This window comes from Bradyrhizobium sp. WYCCWR15520 (assembly GCF_056174665.1).
The window spans coordinates 1-12,659 of the sequence record NZ_JBWBWM010000087.1; the positions used below are offsets into that span (position 1 = coordinate 1).

General features: G+C 62.7%; 15 protein-coding genes. 6 read left to right on the forward strand and 9 right to left on the reverse strand.

The window, feature by feature from the left end; translation table 11 throughout:
* Positions 1–161: 161 nt before the first annotated feature.
* From AC0QUY_RS41110 to AC0QUY_RS41125, 4 genes are all read right to left on the reverse strand, one after another.
* On the reverse strand, positions 162–623 hold the full coding sequence (locus tag AC0QUY_RS41110) for a DUF3237 domain-containing protein (protein ID WP_475391602.1): 462 nt from the start codon (positions 621–623) through the stop codon (positions 162–164).
* A gap of 15 nt (positions 624–638) precedes the next feature.
* On the reverse strand, positions 639–1,955 hold the full coding sequence (locus AC0QUY_RS41115) for a TRAP transporter large permease (protein WP_161851675.1): 1,317 nt from the start codon (positions 1,953–1,955) through the stop codon (positions 639–641).
* 5 nt (positions 1,956–1,960) lie between these two features.
* The gene (locus tag AC0QUY_RS41120; RefSeq protein ID WP_161851674.1) at positions 1,961–2,470 is read right to left on the reverse strand and encodes a TRAP transporter small permease; all 510 of its coding nucleotides are present in this window, start codon (positions 2,468–2,470) and stop codon (positions 1,961–1,963) included.
* Positions 2,471–2,546: 76 nt separating this feature from the next.
* A complete protein-coding gene (locus tag AC0QUY_RS41125) occupies positions 2,547–3,563 on the reverse strand; it encodes a TRAP transporter substrate-binding protein (protein WP_475391604.1) in 1,017 nt (338 codons plus the stop codon).
* Positions 3,564–3,849: 286 nt separating this feature from the next.
* Between AC0QUY_RS41125 and pobA the strand changes: the two genes are divergently transcribed.
* Positions 3,850–5,019, forward strand: coding sequence for a 4-hydroxybenzoate 3-monooxygenase (gene pobA, locus AC0QUY_RS41130; RefSeq protein WP_475391605.1), 1,170 nt, complete (start codon positions 3,850–3,852; stop codon positions 5,017–5,019).
* Between the two features lie 232 nt (positions 5,020–5,251).
* Complete coding sequence (locus AC0QUY_RS41135; RefSeq protein ID WP_475391607.1) at positions 5,252–5,680, forward strand: PaaI family thioesterase; 429 nt, start codon at positions 5,252–5,254, stop codon at positions 5,678–5,680.
* Here the strand turns inward: AC0QUY_RS41135 and AC0QUY_RS41140 are convergent.
* Entirely contained in the window at positions 5,677–6,570 is an 894-nt protein-coding gene (locus tag AC0QUY_RS41140) for a LysR family transcriptional regulator (protein WP_475391609.1), read from the reverse strand. The genes AC0QUY_RS41135 and AC0QUY_RS41140 overlap by 4 nt on opposite strands.
* 117 nt (positions 6,571–6,687) lie before the next feature.
* Here AC0QUY_RS41140 and AC0QUY_RS41145 point away from each other — a divergent pair, with 117 nt between their 5' ends.
* Positions 6,688–7,323, forward strand: coding sequence for a pyridoxamine 5'-phosphate oxidase family protein (locus AC0QUY_RS41145; RefSeq protein ID WP_475391611.1), 636 nt, complete (start codon positions 6,688–6,690; stop codon positions 7,321–7,323).
* Here the strand turns inward: AC0QUY_RS41145 and AC0QUY_RS41150 are convergent.
* Positions 7,320–8,054 carry a glutathione S-transferase family protein gene (locus tag AC0QUY_RS41150; RefSeq protein WP_161851668.1) on the reverse strand — a complete coding sequence of 245 codons (735 nt, stop codon included), beginning with the start codon at positions 8,052–8,054 and terminating at the stop codon, positions 7,320–7,322. The genes AC0QUY_RS41145 and AC0QUY_RS41150 overlap by 4 nt on opposite strands.
* A 61-nt stretch (positions 8,055–8,115) precedes the next feature.
* Positions 8,116–8,364 carry a hypothetical protein gene (locus tag AC0QUY_RS41155; protein WP_475391612.1) on the reverse strand — a complete coding sequence of 83 codons (249 nt, stop codon included), beginning with the start codon at positions 8,362–8,364 and terminating at the stop codon, positions 8,116–8,118.
* 102 nt (positions 8,365–8,466) lie between these two features.
* Here AC0QUY_RS41155 and AC0QUY_RS41160 point away from each other — a divergent pair, with 102 nt between their 5' ends.
* Positions 8,467–9,165, forward strand: coding sequence for a helix-turn-helix transcriptional regulator (locus AC0QUY_RS41160; protein WP_057858268.1), 699 nt, complete (start codon positions 8,467–8,469; stop codon positions 9,163–9,165).
* 46 nt (positions 9,166–9,211) lie between these two features.
* Positions 9,212–9,526 carry a YkgJ family cysteine cluster protein gene (locus AC0QUY_RS41165; RefSeq protein WP_161851666.1) on the forward strand — a complete coding sequence of 105 codons (315 nt, stop codon included), beginning with the start codon at positions 9,212–9,214 and terminating at the stop codon, positions 9,524–9,526.
* 121 nt (positions 9,527–9,647) lie between these two features.
* Here the strand turns inward: AC0QUY_RS41165 and AC0QUY_RS41170 are convergent, their stop codons facing one another.
* On the reverse strand, positions 9,648–10,049 hold the full coding sequence (locus AC0QUY_RS41170; protein WP_161856362.1) for a hypothetical protein: 402 nt from the start codon (positions 10,047–10,049) through the stop codon (positions 9,648–9,650).
* 201 nt (positions 10,050–10,250) lie between these two features.
* Positions 10,251–10,604, reverse strand: coding sequence for a DUF3307 domain-containing protein (locus AC0QUY_RS41175; RefSeq protein ID WP_202639243.1), 354 nt, complete (start codon positions 10,602–10,604; stop codon positions 10,251–10,253).
* Positions 10,605–11,025: 421 nt separating this feature from the next.
* Between AC0QUY_RS41175 and AC0QUY_RS41180 the strand changes: the two genes are divergently transcribed.
* Positions 11,026–12,432 (forward strand): TAXI family TRAP transporter solute-binding subunit, encoded by a 1,407-nt coding sequence (locus AC0QUY_RS41180; protein ID WP_161851664.1) that lies wholly within the window; start codon positions 11,026–11,028, stop codon positions 12,430–12,432.
* Positions 12,433–12,659 lie beyond the last annotated feature (227 nt).

Consider the following 12,659-nt stretch of genomic DNA (forward strand, 5'->3'; position numbering starts at 1 on the left):
ATCGTGCCAAACTGTGCGGCGGTGGGCGTGTCTACGGTCGATGCTTGCATCTGACTCTCCGATGGTTCGAGTGTGGAAACCCAAACCTACCGGAGAGGGCACGCTCACCGCCCCATGGAATCTACGACACTGGCCGAGTGGAGAAATCACCCCGCCCCGTCTCACAACACCTGGTGCACGTCGATGACGACCCGGTCGGCGTGGCGGGCGGCGGAGGCGATGAAGAGGTTTTCCATCAGCCAGCGATACTTTTCACTGCCCGTCTCGAATTTCGGCACGGTGCGGAAATAGATCAGTTTTGGATCGACCGGCTCGCCGCGCTTGAGTTTCTGCAACAGCTCGACCGGGCCGAAGCGCAGGCCCTTGTTCTCGACATAGACAACCGCGCCGTCGTCGGTCTCGAAGGCGTATTTGGCTTCCAGTTCGATCAGCTCGTTGGGGCGGATGATCTGGAAATCGGCGCCGAAGGGACGAACCTTGCCGTTGACCTTCTCACCCCTCACCTCGCCGCCTGTTATCGGAATGATCCGGCGCACGCCGGTGCCGATCTCGCCGGCGGACGTCACCTCGCCGATCCGGGCGGTGATGGTGAAAACATACCTGGTTTCAAGCTGCGGGGTCATCGGGCGAACAATACACTATCCGGCCATGCGTTGCGGCAGCCACAGCGCCAGGATCGGAAAGGCAATCAGGATCACCAGGCGGACGAGGTCGGTTGCCACGAACGGCAGCACGCCGCGGAAGATGGTTGAGAACGACACGTCCTTCACCACGCTCTTGATGACGAAGACGTTCATGCCAACCGGCGGATGGATCAGGCCCAGTTCGACCGTCATCACGATGATGATGCCGAACCAGATCGGATCGAAGCCGAGATGCACGATCACCGGAAAGATGATCGGCACGGTCAGGATGATCATGGCCATCGCATCCATCAGGCAGCCCAGCACCAGATACATCACCATGATCAGCGCGAGGATACCGTAGCGGCCGAGCCCGAGGCCGGTGAGCAGTTCCGTCACCTTCTGCGGGGTCTGCGTCACCGTGAGGAAGTAGCCGAAGATCAGCGCGCCGATCAGTACGGTGAAGACGGCGGCCGCCGTGCGGGTCGCCTGCAGCAGCGAGTCGAGGATTTTGTCCTTGTTCAGCCGTCCCGTGACCACGCCAATCAGCAGCGCACCCGTGGCGCCGACACCGCCGGCTTCCGTCGGGGTGAAGCGCGGCAGAAACGGCAGGCCGTAGAGGCCGCCGATGACAAAGATGAACAGCAGCACCGGCGCCCAGATGCTTCGCACGCCGGCAAAGCGCTCGCGCCATGAAGTCTGCGGGCCGACCGGCAGGAAGCCGGGCCGGAACCAGCCGATCAGCGCGATCGTCAGCATGTACATGGTCATCGCGAGCAGGCCCGGAATGATGCCGGCGATGAACAGCTTTCCGATGTCCTGCTCGGTGATGATGCCGTAGACGGCGAGCACGGTGGACGGCGGCAGCATGGCGCCCAGCGTGCCGCCGGCCGCGATCACGCCGGTAGCGAAGGATTGCGGATAGCCGAAGCGGCGCATTTCCGGATAGGCCACCGCGGAAAACGTCGCCGCGGTGGCGACCGACGAACCGCAGATCGCGGCAAAGCCGCCGCAGGCGCCGACGGTTGCGATGCCAAGCCCGCCGCGCAGATGGCCGACAAAGCCGTTGGCGGCGCGGAACAGTTCGCGGCTCATGCCGGAATTGCTGACGAACGCTCCCATCAGCAGGAACATCGGGATCACGCCGAAGGTGTAGTCGGTCACCGTGCGCATCGAGGTCTGGCCGACCAGTTTCAGCGCCGGCGTGAAGCCGACCAGATAACCGAAGCCGCAGACGCCGACGAGGCCCATCGCCATGCCGACCGGCACACGGAGCAGCATCAGCGCAAACAGCGAAACGAATCCGAGGACGGCGACGGCATCGGTGCTCATGTCACCTACTCCACCGGCTTGACTTTGGCATCGTGGATATCCTCGGGGTGGAATACCAGCCGGTAGGTTCGGATCGCAATCAGCAGCACCGCGGCGGCATCGCCGGCCCAGGCAACCGCGAAGAACGGCCAGGTCGGCATGTGCATCTCGAAGGTCAGGACGTTGTCGTTATAGGTGCCGCGCACCTTGTCGAACAGCGTATAGGTCTGCACAGTGACGACGAACAGCAGCACCAGCGTGGCGAACACGTCGATCATGCGCTGATATTTCGGGCCGACATTGGCCCACACCAGATCGACGGTGATGTGGCCGCCGCGATAGCTGGTGGCGGCGATCCCCCAGAAGATCAGGATGCCGAGCAGCATGCGGCCGATGTCGAACGAGTCGGGAATCGCATAGTTCAGCGTGTTACGCAGGATGACGGCGATGAAGATGTTGATCGCGACAATGCCGACGAAGGCGGCGGCGATCCATTCGATGGTGTCGATAAAGCGATCCATATGCGCGCGATTCATGGGCGCTCCGAACGGCTGGCGATGGCGGGAAGATGGCGGCGGCAGATGCTGCCGCCGTCCTGGCTGATGTCAGGTCTTACTGCGCCAGCGCGTTGTACTTGGTGAGCGAGGCCTTGAGCTCGGTCAGCGCCGCATCCGGATCGCCGCCGCTCTTCTTGACGCCCTCGCCCCAGGTCTTGACCAGCGGCTCGGCCGCCTTCTTCCATGCCGCGGTCTGCTCCGGCGTCAGCTTGTAGACCTCATGGTCCGACATCGCCTTGATCTTCTCGATGCCGGCGTCCTCGTACTTGCCCCAGGGCTCGCCAACGCGCCCCGCGGCTTCGGTGTTGCAATTGTTGTCGATCGCCTTCTTCTGCTTCTCGGACATCTGGTTGTACTTGTCCTTGTTCATCACGAAGGCGAAGGTCGTGACGTAGATCGGCGCTTCGATGTGATACTTCGTCACCTTGTCGATGCCGAACAGCACCACCGATCCCCACGGGAAGGTGACGGCGTCGGCGACGCCGCGCTCGATGATGTCGCGGACCTCGGGCGCCGAGGATTGCACGGTGGCGCCGCCGAGCTGGGTAACGAAATTCGCCATGGTGGCGTGGGCAGGCCGGATCTTCATGCCCTTGATGTCCTCGGGCGTGACGATCTTCTTGGTGCGGGAGTGGAACGTCGACGGCGAATGGATGAAGGCGAGGCAGAACTTGACGTCCTTCATCTCCTTCTCGGCATATTTGCGGTACCAGGCGTCGAGCGCCATAGAGCCGCCCTTGGCGTCCGACATCAGGAACGGCAATTCGCCGGCGCCGATCAGCGGGAACCGGCCCGGCTGGTAGCCTGGGTTGACGTAGGTGATGTCGGCGATGCCGTCGCGCGCCATGTCGTAATGATCGAACGCCTTGCCGAGCTGCTGGGCGGGATAGACCTTGTACTTGATGGTGCCGCCGGATTCCTTTTCGACCGCAGAGCCCCAGTCCTCCAGCGCCTTCTGCAGCGGGTGCGATGCCGGCACCCAGTGCGACAGTTTCAGCTCGAAGGTTTTTTCCTGCGCCAGCGCAGGCGTCACACCGGCCGCAAGCAGCAGCGCCAACAACGCTTTTCTCATGGACATTCTCTCCCCTCGCAGTTTCCTTGGCAGTTTCTTTGGCAGTCTCATGACAGGCCTGTTTGCCCGGCCCCGTTAGTTAACATGTTATCTAACGCGCCCGATTTTTCAAGGCGGGTGCGCATTTTCAAAACGGACGTTCAGCCGCACCTGTTTGTGCGCTGCGGCGAATACCCATCCCAGTTTTTGCACCGACGTCCTTTGCCAAAACTGTTATATGATATAATCATCACGGCGGGTCCGCGGTTCGGCGGACCTGTAGACTACAGCAATCGGAGAGCCGGTCTTGAGGACAAAAGTCGCAATCATAGGTGCAGGTCCGGCAGGATTGTTGCTTGGGCAACTATTACACCTTTACGGGATCGAAAACATCATTCTCGAACGCCAGACGCCGGAATATGTGCTCGGCCGCATCCGTGCCGGCCTGCTCGAGGAAGGCACGGTGGCGCTGCTCGACGAGGTCGGCGCCGGCGCGCGCGCCCATCGCGAGGGGCTGGTTCACCATGGCGTCGAACTGGCGTTCGGCGGCGCCCGCCACCGCATCGACATGCACGGCGCCACCGGCAGGACCGTCATGATCTACGGCCAGACCGAGGTGACGCTCGACCTGATGAACGCCCGCAAGGCGGCGGGTCTCACCACGGTCTATCAGGCCGCCGACGTCAAGCCGCTCGATTTCGACACCGACCGCCCTCGCGTCGGCTACGTCAAGGACGGCGCCACCCACGAGATCGAATGCGACTTCATCGCCGGTTGCGACGGCTTTCACGGCGTCAGCCGCGCCAGCGTGAAACCGTCGGCGATCCAGACCTATGAGCGGATCTATCCGTTCGGCTGGCTCGGCATCCTGTCGGAGACCCCGCCGGTCAGCCCCGAGCTGATCTACTCGAACCATGCGCGCGGGTTTGCGCTCTGCACCATGCGCTCGATGCGCCGCAGCCGTTACTACGTGCAATGTCCGCTCGACGATCATATCGACCAGTGGCCCGATGAGCGCTTCTGGGACGAGCTGAAGCGCCGGATCGACCAGAAGGCGGCTGACGAGCTCGTCACCGGCCCCTCGATCGAAAAGAGCATCGCGCCCTTGCGCAGCTTCGTCGCCGAGCCGATGCGCTTCGGGCGGATGTTTCTGGCCGGCGACGCCTCCCACATCGTGCCGCCGACCGGCGCCAAGGGACTGAACCTCGCCGCCAGCGACGTGCATTACCTCTCGCAGGCGTTGCGCGAATTTTACGACGAGAAATCCTCGGCCGGCATCGACGGCTATTCCGCCAAGGCGCTGGCGCGGGTCTGGAAGGCGGTGCGCTTCTCCTGGTGGATGACCTCGATGCTGCACCAATTCCCCGACGAGGGCGAATTCGGCGCGCGCATCCAGCTCGCCGAGCTGGATTATGTCGTCAACTCGAAGGCGGCATCGGCATCGCTGTCGGAGAATTATGTGGGGTTGCCGTTTTAAGATGTTGGAGCCGTAGGCCGTAGGGTGGGCAAAGCGCAGCGTGCCCACCGCCAAGTGTCGCGCAAGATGGTGGGCACGCTTCGCTTTGCCCACCCTACGAATTCTGCCGCTTGGCGCTCTATCTTCATGCCATTTCAAACACCCGTCGTAATACCGTTTAAAACTTTGTAGGTGGTGACTTCGACACGCGCGTTGCGTTCAATGATGACAAACATCATGACGCGAGCCGCACATGACCACTACCGACATTCCCGCAGGCTTCGAACCTCGCACCCACAGGAGCCCGCTCACCGATCCCTGGGAGCCGCTGTATTCGAAGACGACCGACAAGGCCATCATCATCGGGTTGCGTCTTGCCAAACCGCACACCAATGGCCGCGGCCTAATTCATGGCGGATTGATTGCAGCCCTTGCCGACAACGCCATGGGCCATAGCTGCGCGCATGTGATGGGCGGCGTGTCCTCGCTGGTGACGATCAGTCTCGCGGTCGATTTCATCGGCACGGCTGAGGTCGGGCAGTGGCTTGCAGTCGAGAGCGAAGTCGTCAAAACCGGCAAGACGATCTGCTTCGCGCAAAGCCTGATCAAGGCCGACGACGTCGTGATCGCGCGGGCCAATGCGACGTTCCGCGTGGTGCCGAAGAAGGAGCCGGTGAGCTAGACAAAATGCCAGTCGGCCATCTCGGTCACGAGATCGACGAAGGTGCGCACCTTGGCGGACAGCAGCCGCGAGGTCGGATAGACGATGTGGATCGGCAGAGCCGGCTGTTCGAATGACGCCAGCACGATTCGGAGCCGACGCGCTTTCAGCGATTCAGCGGCCTGATAGGCCAGCACCCGCGTCAGGCCGCCGTCCGCTTCCGCATACTGGATTGCGGCATCCGAGCTGTTGGTGGCGAAGCGCGGCGTGCTGGCGACGCGGATCTCGCGGCCGTCCTCGACAAAGCGCCAATCGAGCGCCGCCGTCATGGCGCCGAACTGGATGGTATCATGCGTCGGGATATCGCCTGGCCGCAGCGGCTCGCCGTGCGCCTTGAGATATCCATGCGAAGCCACCACGATGCGCCGCATCTCGCCGACATGGCGCGCCACCAGCGTCGAGTCGGGCAGATGGCCGATGCGGACCGCGAGGTCGACACCGTCCTCGACCAGGTTGACCATGCGGTCGGACAAACGGAGATCGACGCTCACCTCCGGATACCGCTTCAGGTAAGCTGATACGATGCTGCTGACATGCAGCCGGCCGAAGCCGACCGGGGCCGAGATGACGAGTTGCCCTTCCGGCCGCGTCCGTTCCCCCTCGACCGCGCCCTCGGCTTCCTCGATGTCAGACAGGATCCGCCGCGCCCGCTCCAGATAGCGCGAGCCGGCGTCGGTCAGCGTCACCTGCCGCGTGGTCCGCTGCAGTAAGCGCGCGCCGAGGCGATCCTCCAGCGCCGCAATCAGCCGGGTGACGGCGGACGGCGACAGGCCGAGCTTGCGCGCTGCGGGGGCAAAACCCCGCAAGTCGGCCACCGCGACAAAGGCCTGCATGGCATCGAGCCGGTCCATCCAACTATTGCATATCCAGCAATAGTGAAGTGTCAATTCCCGAGATTGTTTATATTGCCGAAACGTCCATTTTAGGGGCGAAGGACGACCGTGTTGGCGCTCCACGTGGAGGCTCAGATGTCTGACGTTCACACCTATTCCAGCGACGTCGCGTTCACCCCGGCGGTGAAGGCGATCCAGACCCGCAAGGGCTCGCGCGACGCTTATGCCAATGTCGAGGCGCGCGGCGGCTGGCGCACCGAGATCGACGAAAACCTGGCGGGCTTCCTGGCCGAGACCAACAGCTTCTATCTGTCGACCGCGTCCGCGGACGGGCAGCCCTATATCCAGCACCGCGGCGGGCCGAAGGGCTTTGTCAAAGTGCTCGACAAGAACACGATCGCGTTTGCCGATTACAGCGGCAACCGGCAGTACATCACGCAAGGCAATCTGTCGGAGAATCCAAGAGCCCATATTTTCGTGATGGACTATGCGCATCGCCGGCGCGTGAAGATCTGGGGCGAGGCGCGCGTGGTGGAGGACGATGAAGCCTTGACGAAGGCGCTGATGCCGCAGAGCTACAAGGCGCGGCCCGAGCAGGTCATCCTGTTCAAGATCGCGGCGTGGGACACCAACTGCCCGCAGCATATACCGCAGAAATTCGATGCCGCCGACGTCGCGCAGGCACTAGCTGTGCGCGATGCCCGCATCGCTGAACTGGAGGCCGAACTGGCTGCCTTGAAGGGCCAGCCAGCCGCGGCGGATCACACCTAGGCGGCTTGCTCCTGCTGCACCGGCGCCCAGGCGAATTCCGGGTAATACAGCAGCATCATGCGGTCGACATAGGCGGTGAGGTTGGCGAACTGCTCGGTGCGCTGCCGCAGCGCCGATTCGAAGAACGGCGTCAAAATTCCGGCGAGCGCGCCGAATGCGGTGGCGTCCATGCCGCACGGTGTTTCGCCCATCAGGAAGGGCTTGTCGCCAAGCTGGACCGACAGCGCAAACAGCGAGCGAACCGCAAGATCGATATCCTCGTCCGGCGCGTGGCGGCCGAGGCCGCTCAGCAAATAGTTCTCGGCGACGCGAAACTGCGCATCCTCGCGCATTTTTTCACGCAAGTGCATTGGCGCACTGTCGAAGAAATGCGCCGGTCCCTTGGCGAAATTGTCGCCATCGACCCAGCGCGCGCCGACCAGCGCCCAATAGACGTGATGCTCGATCATCCGCTCGAAGGCCCAGGCCTGCGCACGCGCCTGCAGGCTGAGCGGCGCGTCGAAATCGAAACCGTATTTGGCTTCCAGATGCGCGCGGATGAAGGTGGAATCGGCGATCGTCTCGGCGTCGTCGACGATGTAGGGCAACTGCCCCTTCGGCGAGGCCGGCGGCTTTGCTTTTTCCTTGCGATAGGCGAGGCCCGCCATCTTCAACTGGACCTCGGTCTTGGTCACAAAGGGGCTGATCTCCGGCAGGCCGAAACCGGCGCCGAAGCCGTAAAGGACAATCATGCTGGTCTCCCGATCTCAAAACGTGCCTAAAGGCTAGCGCCCCCCTGCTGCCACCATGGTGTCAGCAGCAGCACTGCCGGCCGTGACCTGCCTCCCCCCGCGGCGTACGGTGCCTGCGCATCCACGACACCAGTTGCGCTCGTCCCAGCGCGCACATGGCCGTGAGCGAGCGCCACGCCAGCTCAACCATCGCCCAGCGCAGGTCTGACGTGACGCAGTGGATGGAAACGAGCTGTTCCAATGCAAAGCCTTGGGCATTTACCAGAGGTCCGCGGCTTCCCAGGGTGCCGAATTCGCTGAAAATCGTCATGGACAAGTTCCCTTCACTTGAGGTGTTGTCCCGATATACCGACCCCCTGCTGCCAACATGCTGTCAGCATCGGGTAGATGCCTTTGAAAAAAGAGACGAGCCATGAGACGGGCCGACCGGCTATTCCAGATCATTCAGGTGCTCCGGCGCACCCGAAAACCTTTGACGGCAGACGCGATCGCGGCCGAGCTGGAGACATCGAAGCGAACCATCTACCGCGATATAACGACCCTGATCGAACAGCGCGTGCCGATCCGCGGCGAAGCAGGCGTCGGCTACATCCTGGAAAAGGGATTTGACCTGCCGCCCCTGATGCTCACGCCGGATGAGATCGAGGCCTGTGTTCTCGGTGCGCAATGGGTGGTCGGCCATGCCGATCCCGCACTGGCGCGGGCAGCCCAGGACCTGATGGCGAAAGTCGCCGAGACCGTGCCCGAGCGGTTGCGGCCATTCGTGCTGGAACCCGCCAGCCGCGCCCGGCGGGCATGGAACCGGGAGCCCGACCGCATCGACATGGTGCGGACACGGTCTCAGATCCATGACGGCAAGAAGATCACGCTGAACTATCGCGACGAGCACGGCCGCGACAGCCAGCGCACAATCTGGCCGATTGCGGTCGGCTATCACGAGGCGGTGCGGATCCTGGCGGCATGGTGCGAACTGCGGAAGGATTTCCGCAGTTTCCGGACCGACCGCGTCGTCGACGCGGTCTATCACGACGAAAAATATCCTGAACGGCGCGACATCCTGCGGGCGAAATGGCGGCGCAGCCTGGTGTGGGAAGCGCCGAAAGATACCTGACATCAGTCGCTGGCCGCGGCCGTCATTCCGGGCTAAACGCTGAAACATGCACCGAATCGCCGCCGATAACCAAAGCCCCTGCCAGGCCTGCGGCGCCTGCTGCAACTACTCGCGGAACTGGCCGCGTTTCACCATCGAGGACGATGCGGCGCTCGACCTGATCCCGGAACGGTTCGTCAACGAACGGCTGTCGGGCATGCGCTGCGACGGCGACCGCTGTTCGGCGCTGTCAGGCAAGGTCGGCGAAGCGACGTCGTGCGTGGTCTACGCGGTGCGGCCCGAGGTGTGCCGCACCTGCATGCCCGGCGATGTCGAATGCGCGATGGCGCGAAAGCGGCACGGATTGCCGGTGCTGGCGTGACGTCGACCGGATGGAGTGAGTAGCCCGGATGTAGCGAAGCGAAATCCGGGGACAGCTTTGGCCGATTGCGAGAGGGCCCCCCGGGTTACGCTGCGCTTCACCCGGGCTACGCTGAACTGAGTTACGCCGTCACGGCTTCCGCAACATCTTCGTCGATCTCATCATCGATCGGCTTGAAGGTCGAAAGCGGCTTGGTCGAAAGGGTGATCGGCTTGCGGCCGTTCTGGGAGGACGACGAGGCGGAACGCGCGGCGGGTTCGCGCGACAGTGCATAGAGCGTGGAACCGACCCGGCCACCGAAATGGATCAGCTCGCGTTCGGTGCAGCTCGCGGCGATGGCCAGGGCCAGCGCGTGCAGATGGCTGCGGCGGTAGCAGAACAGCGCCAGCATGGCACGGACGTCGGACGAAACGCTGTCGACCAGCAGCGGCAGGCCGTGCGCATTGGCGCGGTACATCTCGCCCAAGAGCTCGTCCCGGACCGGACAGAAATCATTCTCGAAGGCGTCGCGGCTTGAAAACATTGCGGTTCTCCCTTTGCGGAAGATGCCGCGCAATTCTCTAATGAAGGGTTAACCAAGCGCGCCAGTAGTGTTCCGGGGGGCTTTCCAATCACGACTGCAGCGGAATCGACACATGATTCGTAGCCGAAGCGGAGGCGGAGGCGGCATTTTCCGAAGCCGGAGGATGATTGAATCCAGGAGCGCGATAGCGCCAATGCGGGATCAGTTCGCCGCCATGAAGATCGCCAGGCCGAAACCGGTGAGGTGGTGCAGCGCCTGGTCGACGCCGATCAGCGTCCAGAACCACGGATGCTCGTTCTCCATCGTCACGCCGTAGCGGGACGCGATGATCCCCTTGAGACGGTCGATGATGAGGTGAATGAAGAAATCGATAAAGGCGACGAACCAGAAGCGCGGCGCGACGATCAGGATCAACACCAGCGACACCGCCAGGTGCACGAGGCAATGCGCCAATAGTGGCATGGCCCAGCCGGTCTTCTGATCCTTGCCGATCGCCATCCAGGAAGTTTGCAGCATGAAGTCGGCAATGATGTGCTTCACGGTCAGAAGCAGCATCCATCCTACCAGCGCACCTACCGGGACCGAGGACGACATCGAAGGAAACAACAAAGCTGACGCCCTTTGCTGGGACTGACGGGGTGGCGAAAAACCGGGGCCTAGGCTGTCAGCGCAATGTTTTTTTAAACCCGGACTATGCGAACGTTGCCTTTATTTATGACATCTCCCGGGCCGGAATGCACCTGTGGGTAGTCTGAAAATCGCACGGTGTGGCGGAACTGCGATACTGCGGCAACGGCGCGCAGCGGACCTGGATGGGTAAGGTTACCGGCCAGCGCGGTTTGCAATCCCATAGGGGCGGGCTATCATTGCCCGGCAGGCAAATTATCGTTCTTTTCTAGGTATTTACGAATTCATTCGGACGGGCCTCCGGCGCCAGTTCGGCGGCGATGCGTCCCTGACCCTCTGGGTACCAGTCATGAGTGCTGAAGCCCCAACGCCACATCCGAAAATGCCGCGTCGCCGTTCGCGGACGGTCAAGAGCAACCGGGCCCAGATCCTGCTGTTTTCCATCCTCACGCTGGTCCTGACTGCCGCCGTGGTGTTGGGTGGCCGGACCCTGCTGCGCAATTCCGAGACACTGGTATTTGCGGTCGGCGATACCAACGGCCCCGAGGCGCGCTTCGCCGCCAGGCTGGCGACGGTGCTGAAAAATAATTCCTCGCGGTTGCGGCTCAAGATCGTGCCGAACGGCGACAATGCCAAGGCGTTGTCGCAGTTCGACCGCAAGGAAGCCAACCTTGCGATATTGCGCACCGACGCCAGGATACCGCCGCGCGCCCGCGCGCTGGCGATCCTCGAACACGACCTGCTTCTCCTGATCAGCCCGAACGGCAAGAAGATCAAGACCATCGCGGACCTGAAGAAAAAGAAGATCGCGGTCATCGCCGACGGCGAGAGCGGGGCCGCGCTGGTGCGCAATATTCTCGAGTTGTCGGACACCCCGGAGGCGACGACACGGGTGCAGATGGCGCCGCCCGGCCTGACCTTCGAGCAGCTCTTCGCCGCGGGCTTCGGCGCCGTGATCAAGATCGCGCACGCCTCGCAGATCGTAAAGGACAAGAGCTACGAGCAATATGCCCGACGCGGCGGCTTCACGCTGAACGCCATCGAGTCGGCGAAGGCGATCGCGCGAAAATATCCGGCGACATCAGAGGAAACGGTGACGACCGGAATGCTGTCCGCCTCGCCCGCCCTGCCCGCCGAGGACGTCGACACGATCGGGCTCGAATGGCTGTTGGTTGCCCAGTCCAAGCTCTCGACCACGACCGTGGGCGATCTGGCGCGGATCATCTACGAGAACAAGGCCGAGCTCGCGCTCTCCGACGGCTTCGCCTCCAAGATCGAGCCGGCAGCGACCGACAAGGACGCCTTCATCGTGGCGCATCCGGGCGCCGCCGAATACATCAATGATGAAACCAAGTCCTTCGTCGAGCGCTACAGCGACCTGATGTATGTCGCGCTCGCAGCGCTCAGCATCATCGGCACGATCTTTGCCGGCATCTATGCCAAGATCACCCGGGTGGCGCCGGAAAAAGCCAGCCAGCTCGCAACCGCCATTCTCGATGTCGGCGAGCGCATGGAATACGCCAACTCGCTGGACGCGCTCGACGAGCTGCAGGACGAGCTGGAAGCGATCCTGCGTGGCGTGGTGGTCGGCTTGCGCGACGGCACGATCAGTAGCGACGGGCTCGATACGTTCAAGCTCGGCTATGAATTCGTGCGCGACGAGATCGGCTTGCGCCGCGAGCACCTCAAGCGCCACGCCGCGGATCATGCGCCGGACGACAAGGTCGTGGTCGTGAAGACCGCGCAGAGTGCGTAGATAGCTCGAAATCCTAAGCTCTTGTAGGGTGGGCAAAGCGCAAGCGTGCCCACCATCCATGCCCGTGGCTTGATTGGCGGGCACGCTTCGCTTTGCCCACCCCTCATATGAGGGCTTTTGAGTCAAGCGTGCCGACTGGTGGCTTGGATGTGAATTTTGTATTCGGTGGAGTGGCGGCGCGCGGAGCCATGCGTAGCGCAGCGTGCCGCCGCGGTCGGTGCGCTCAG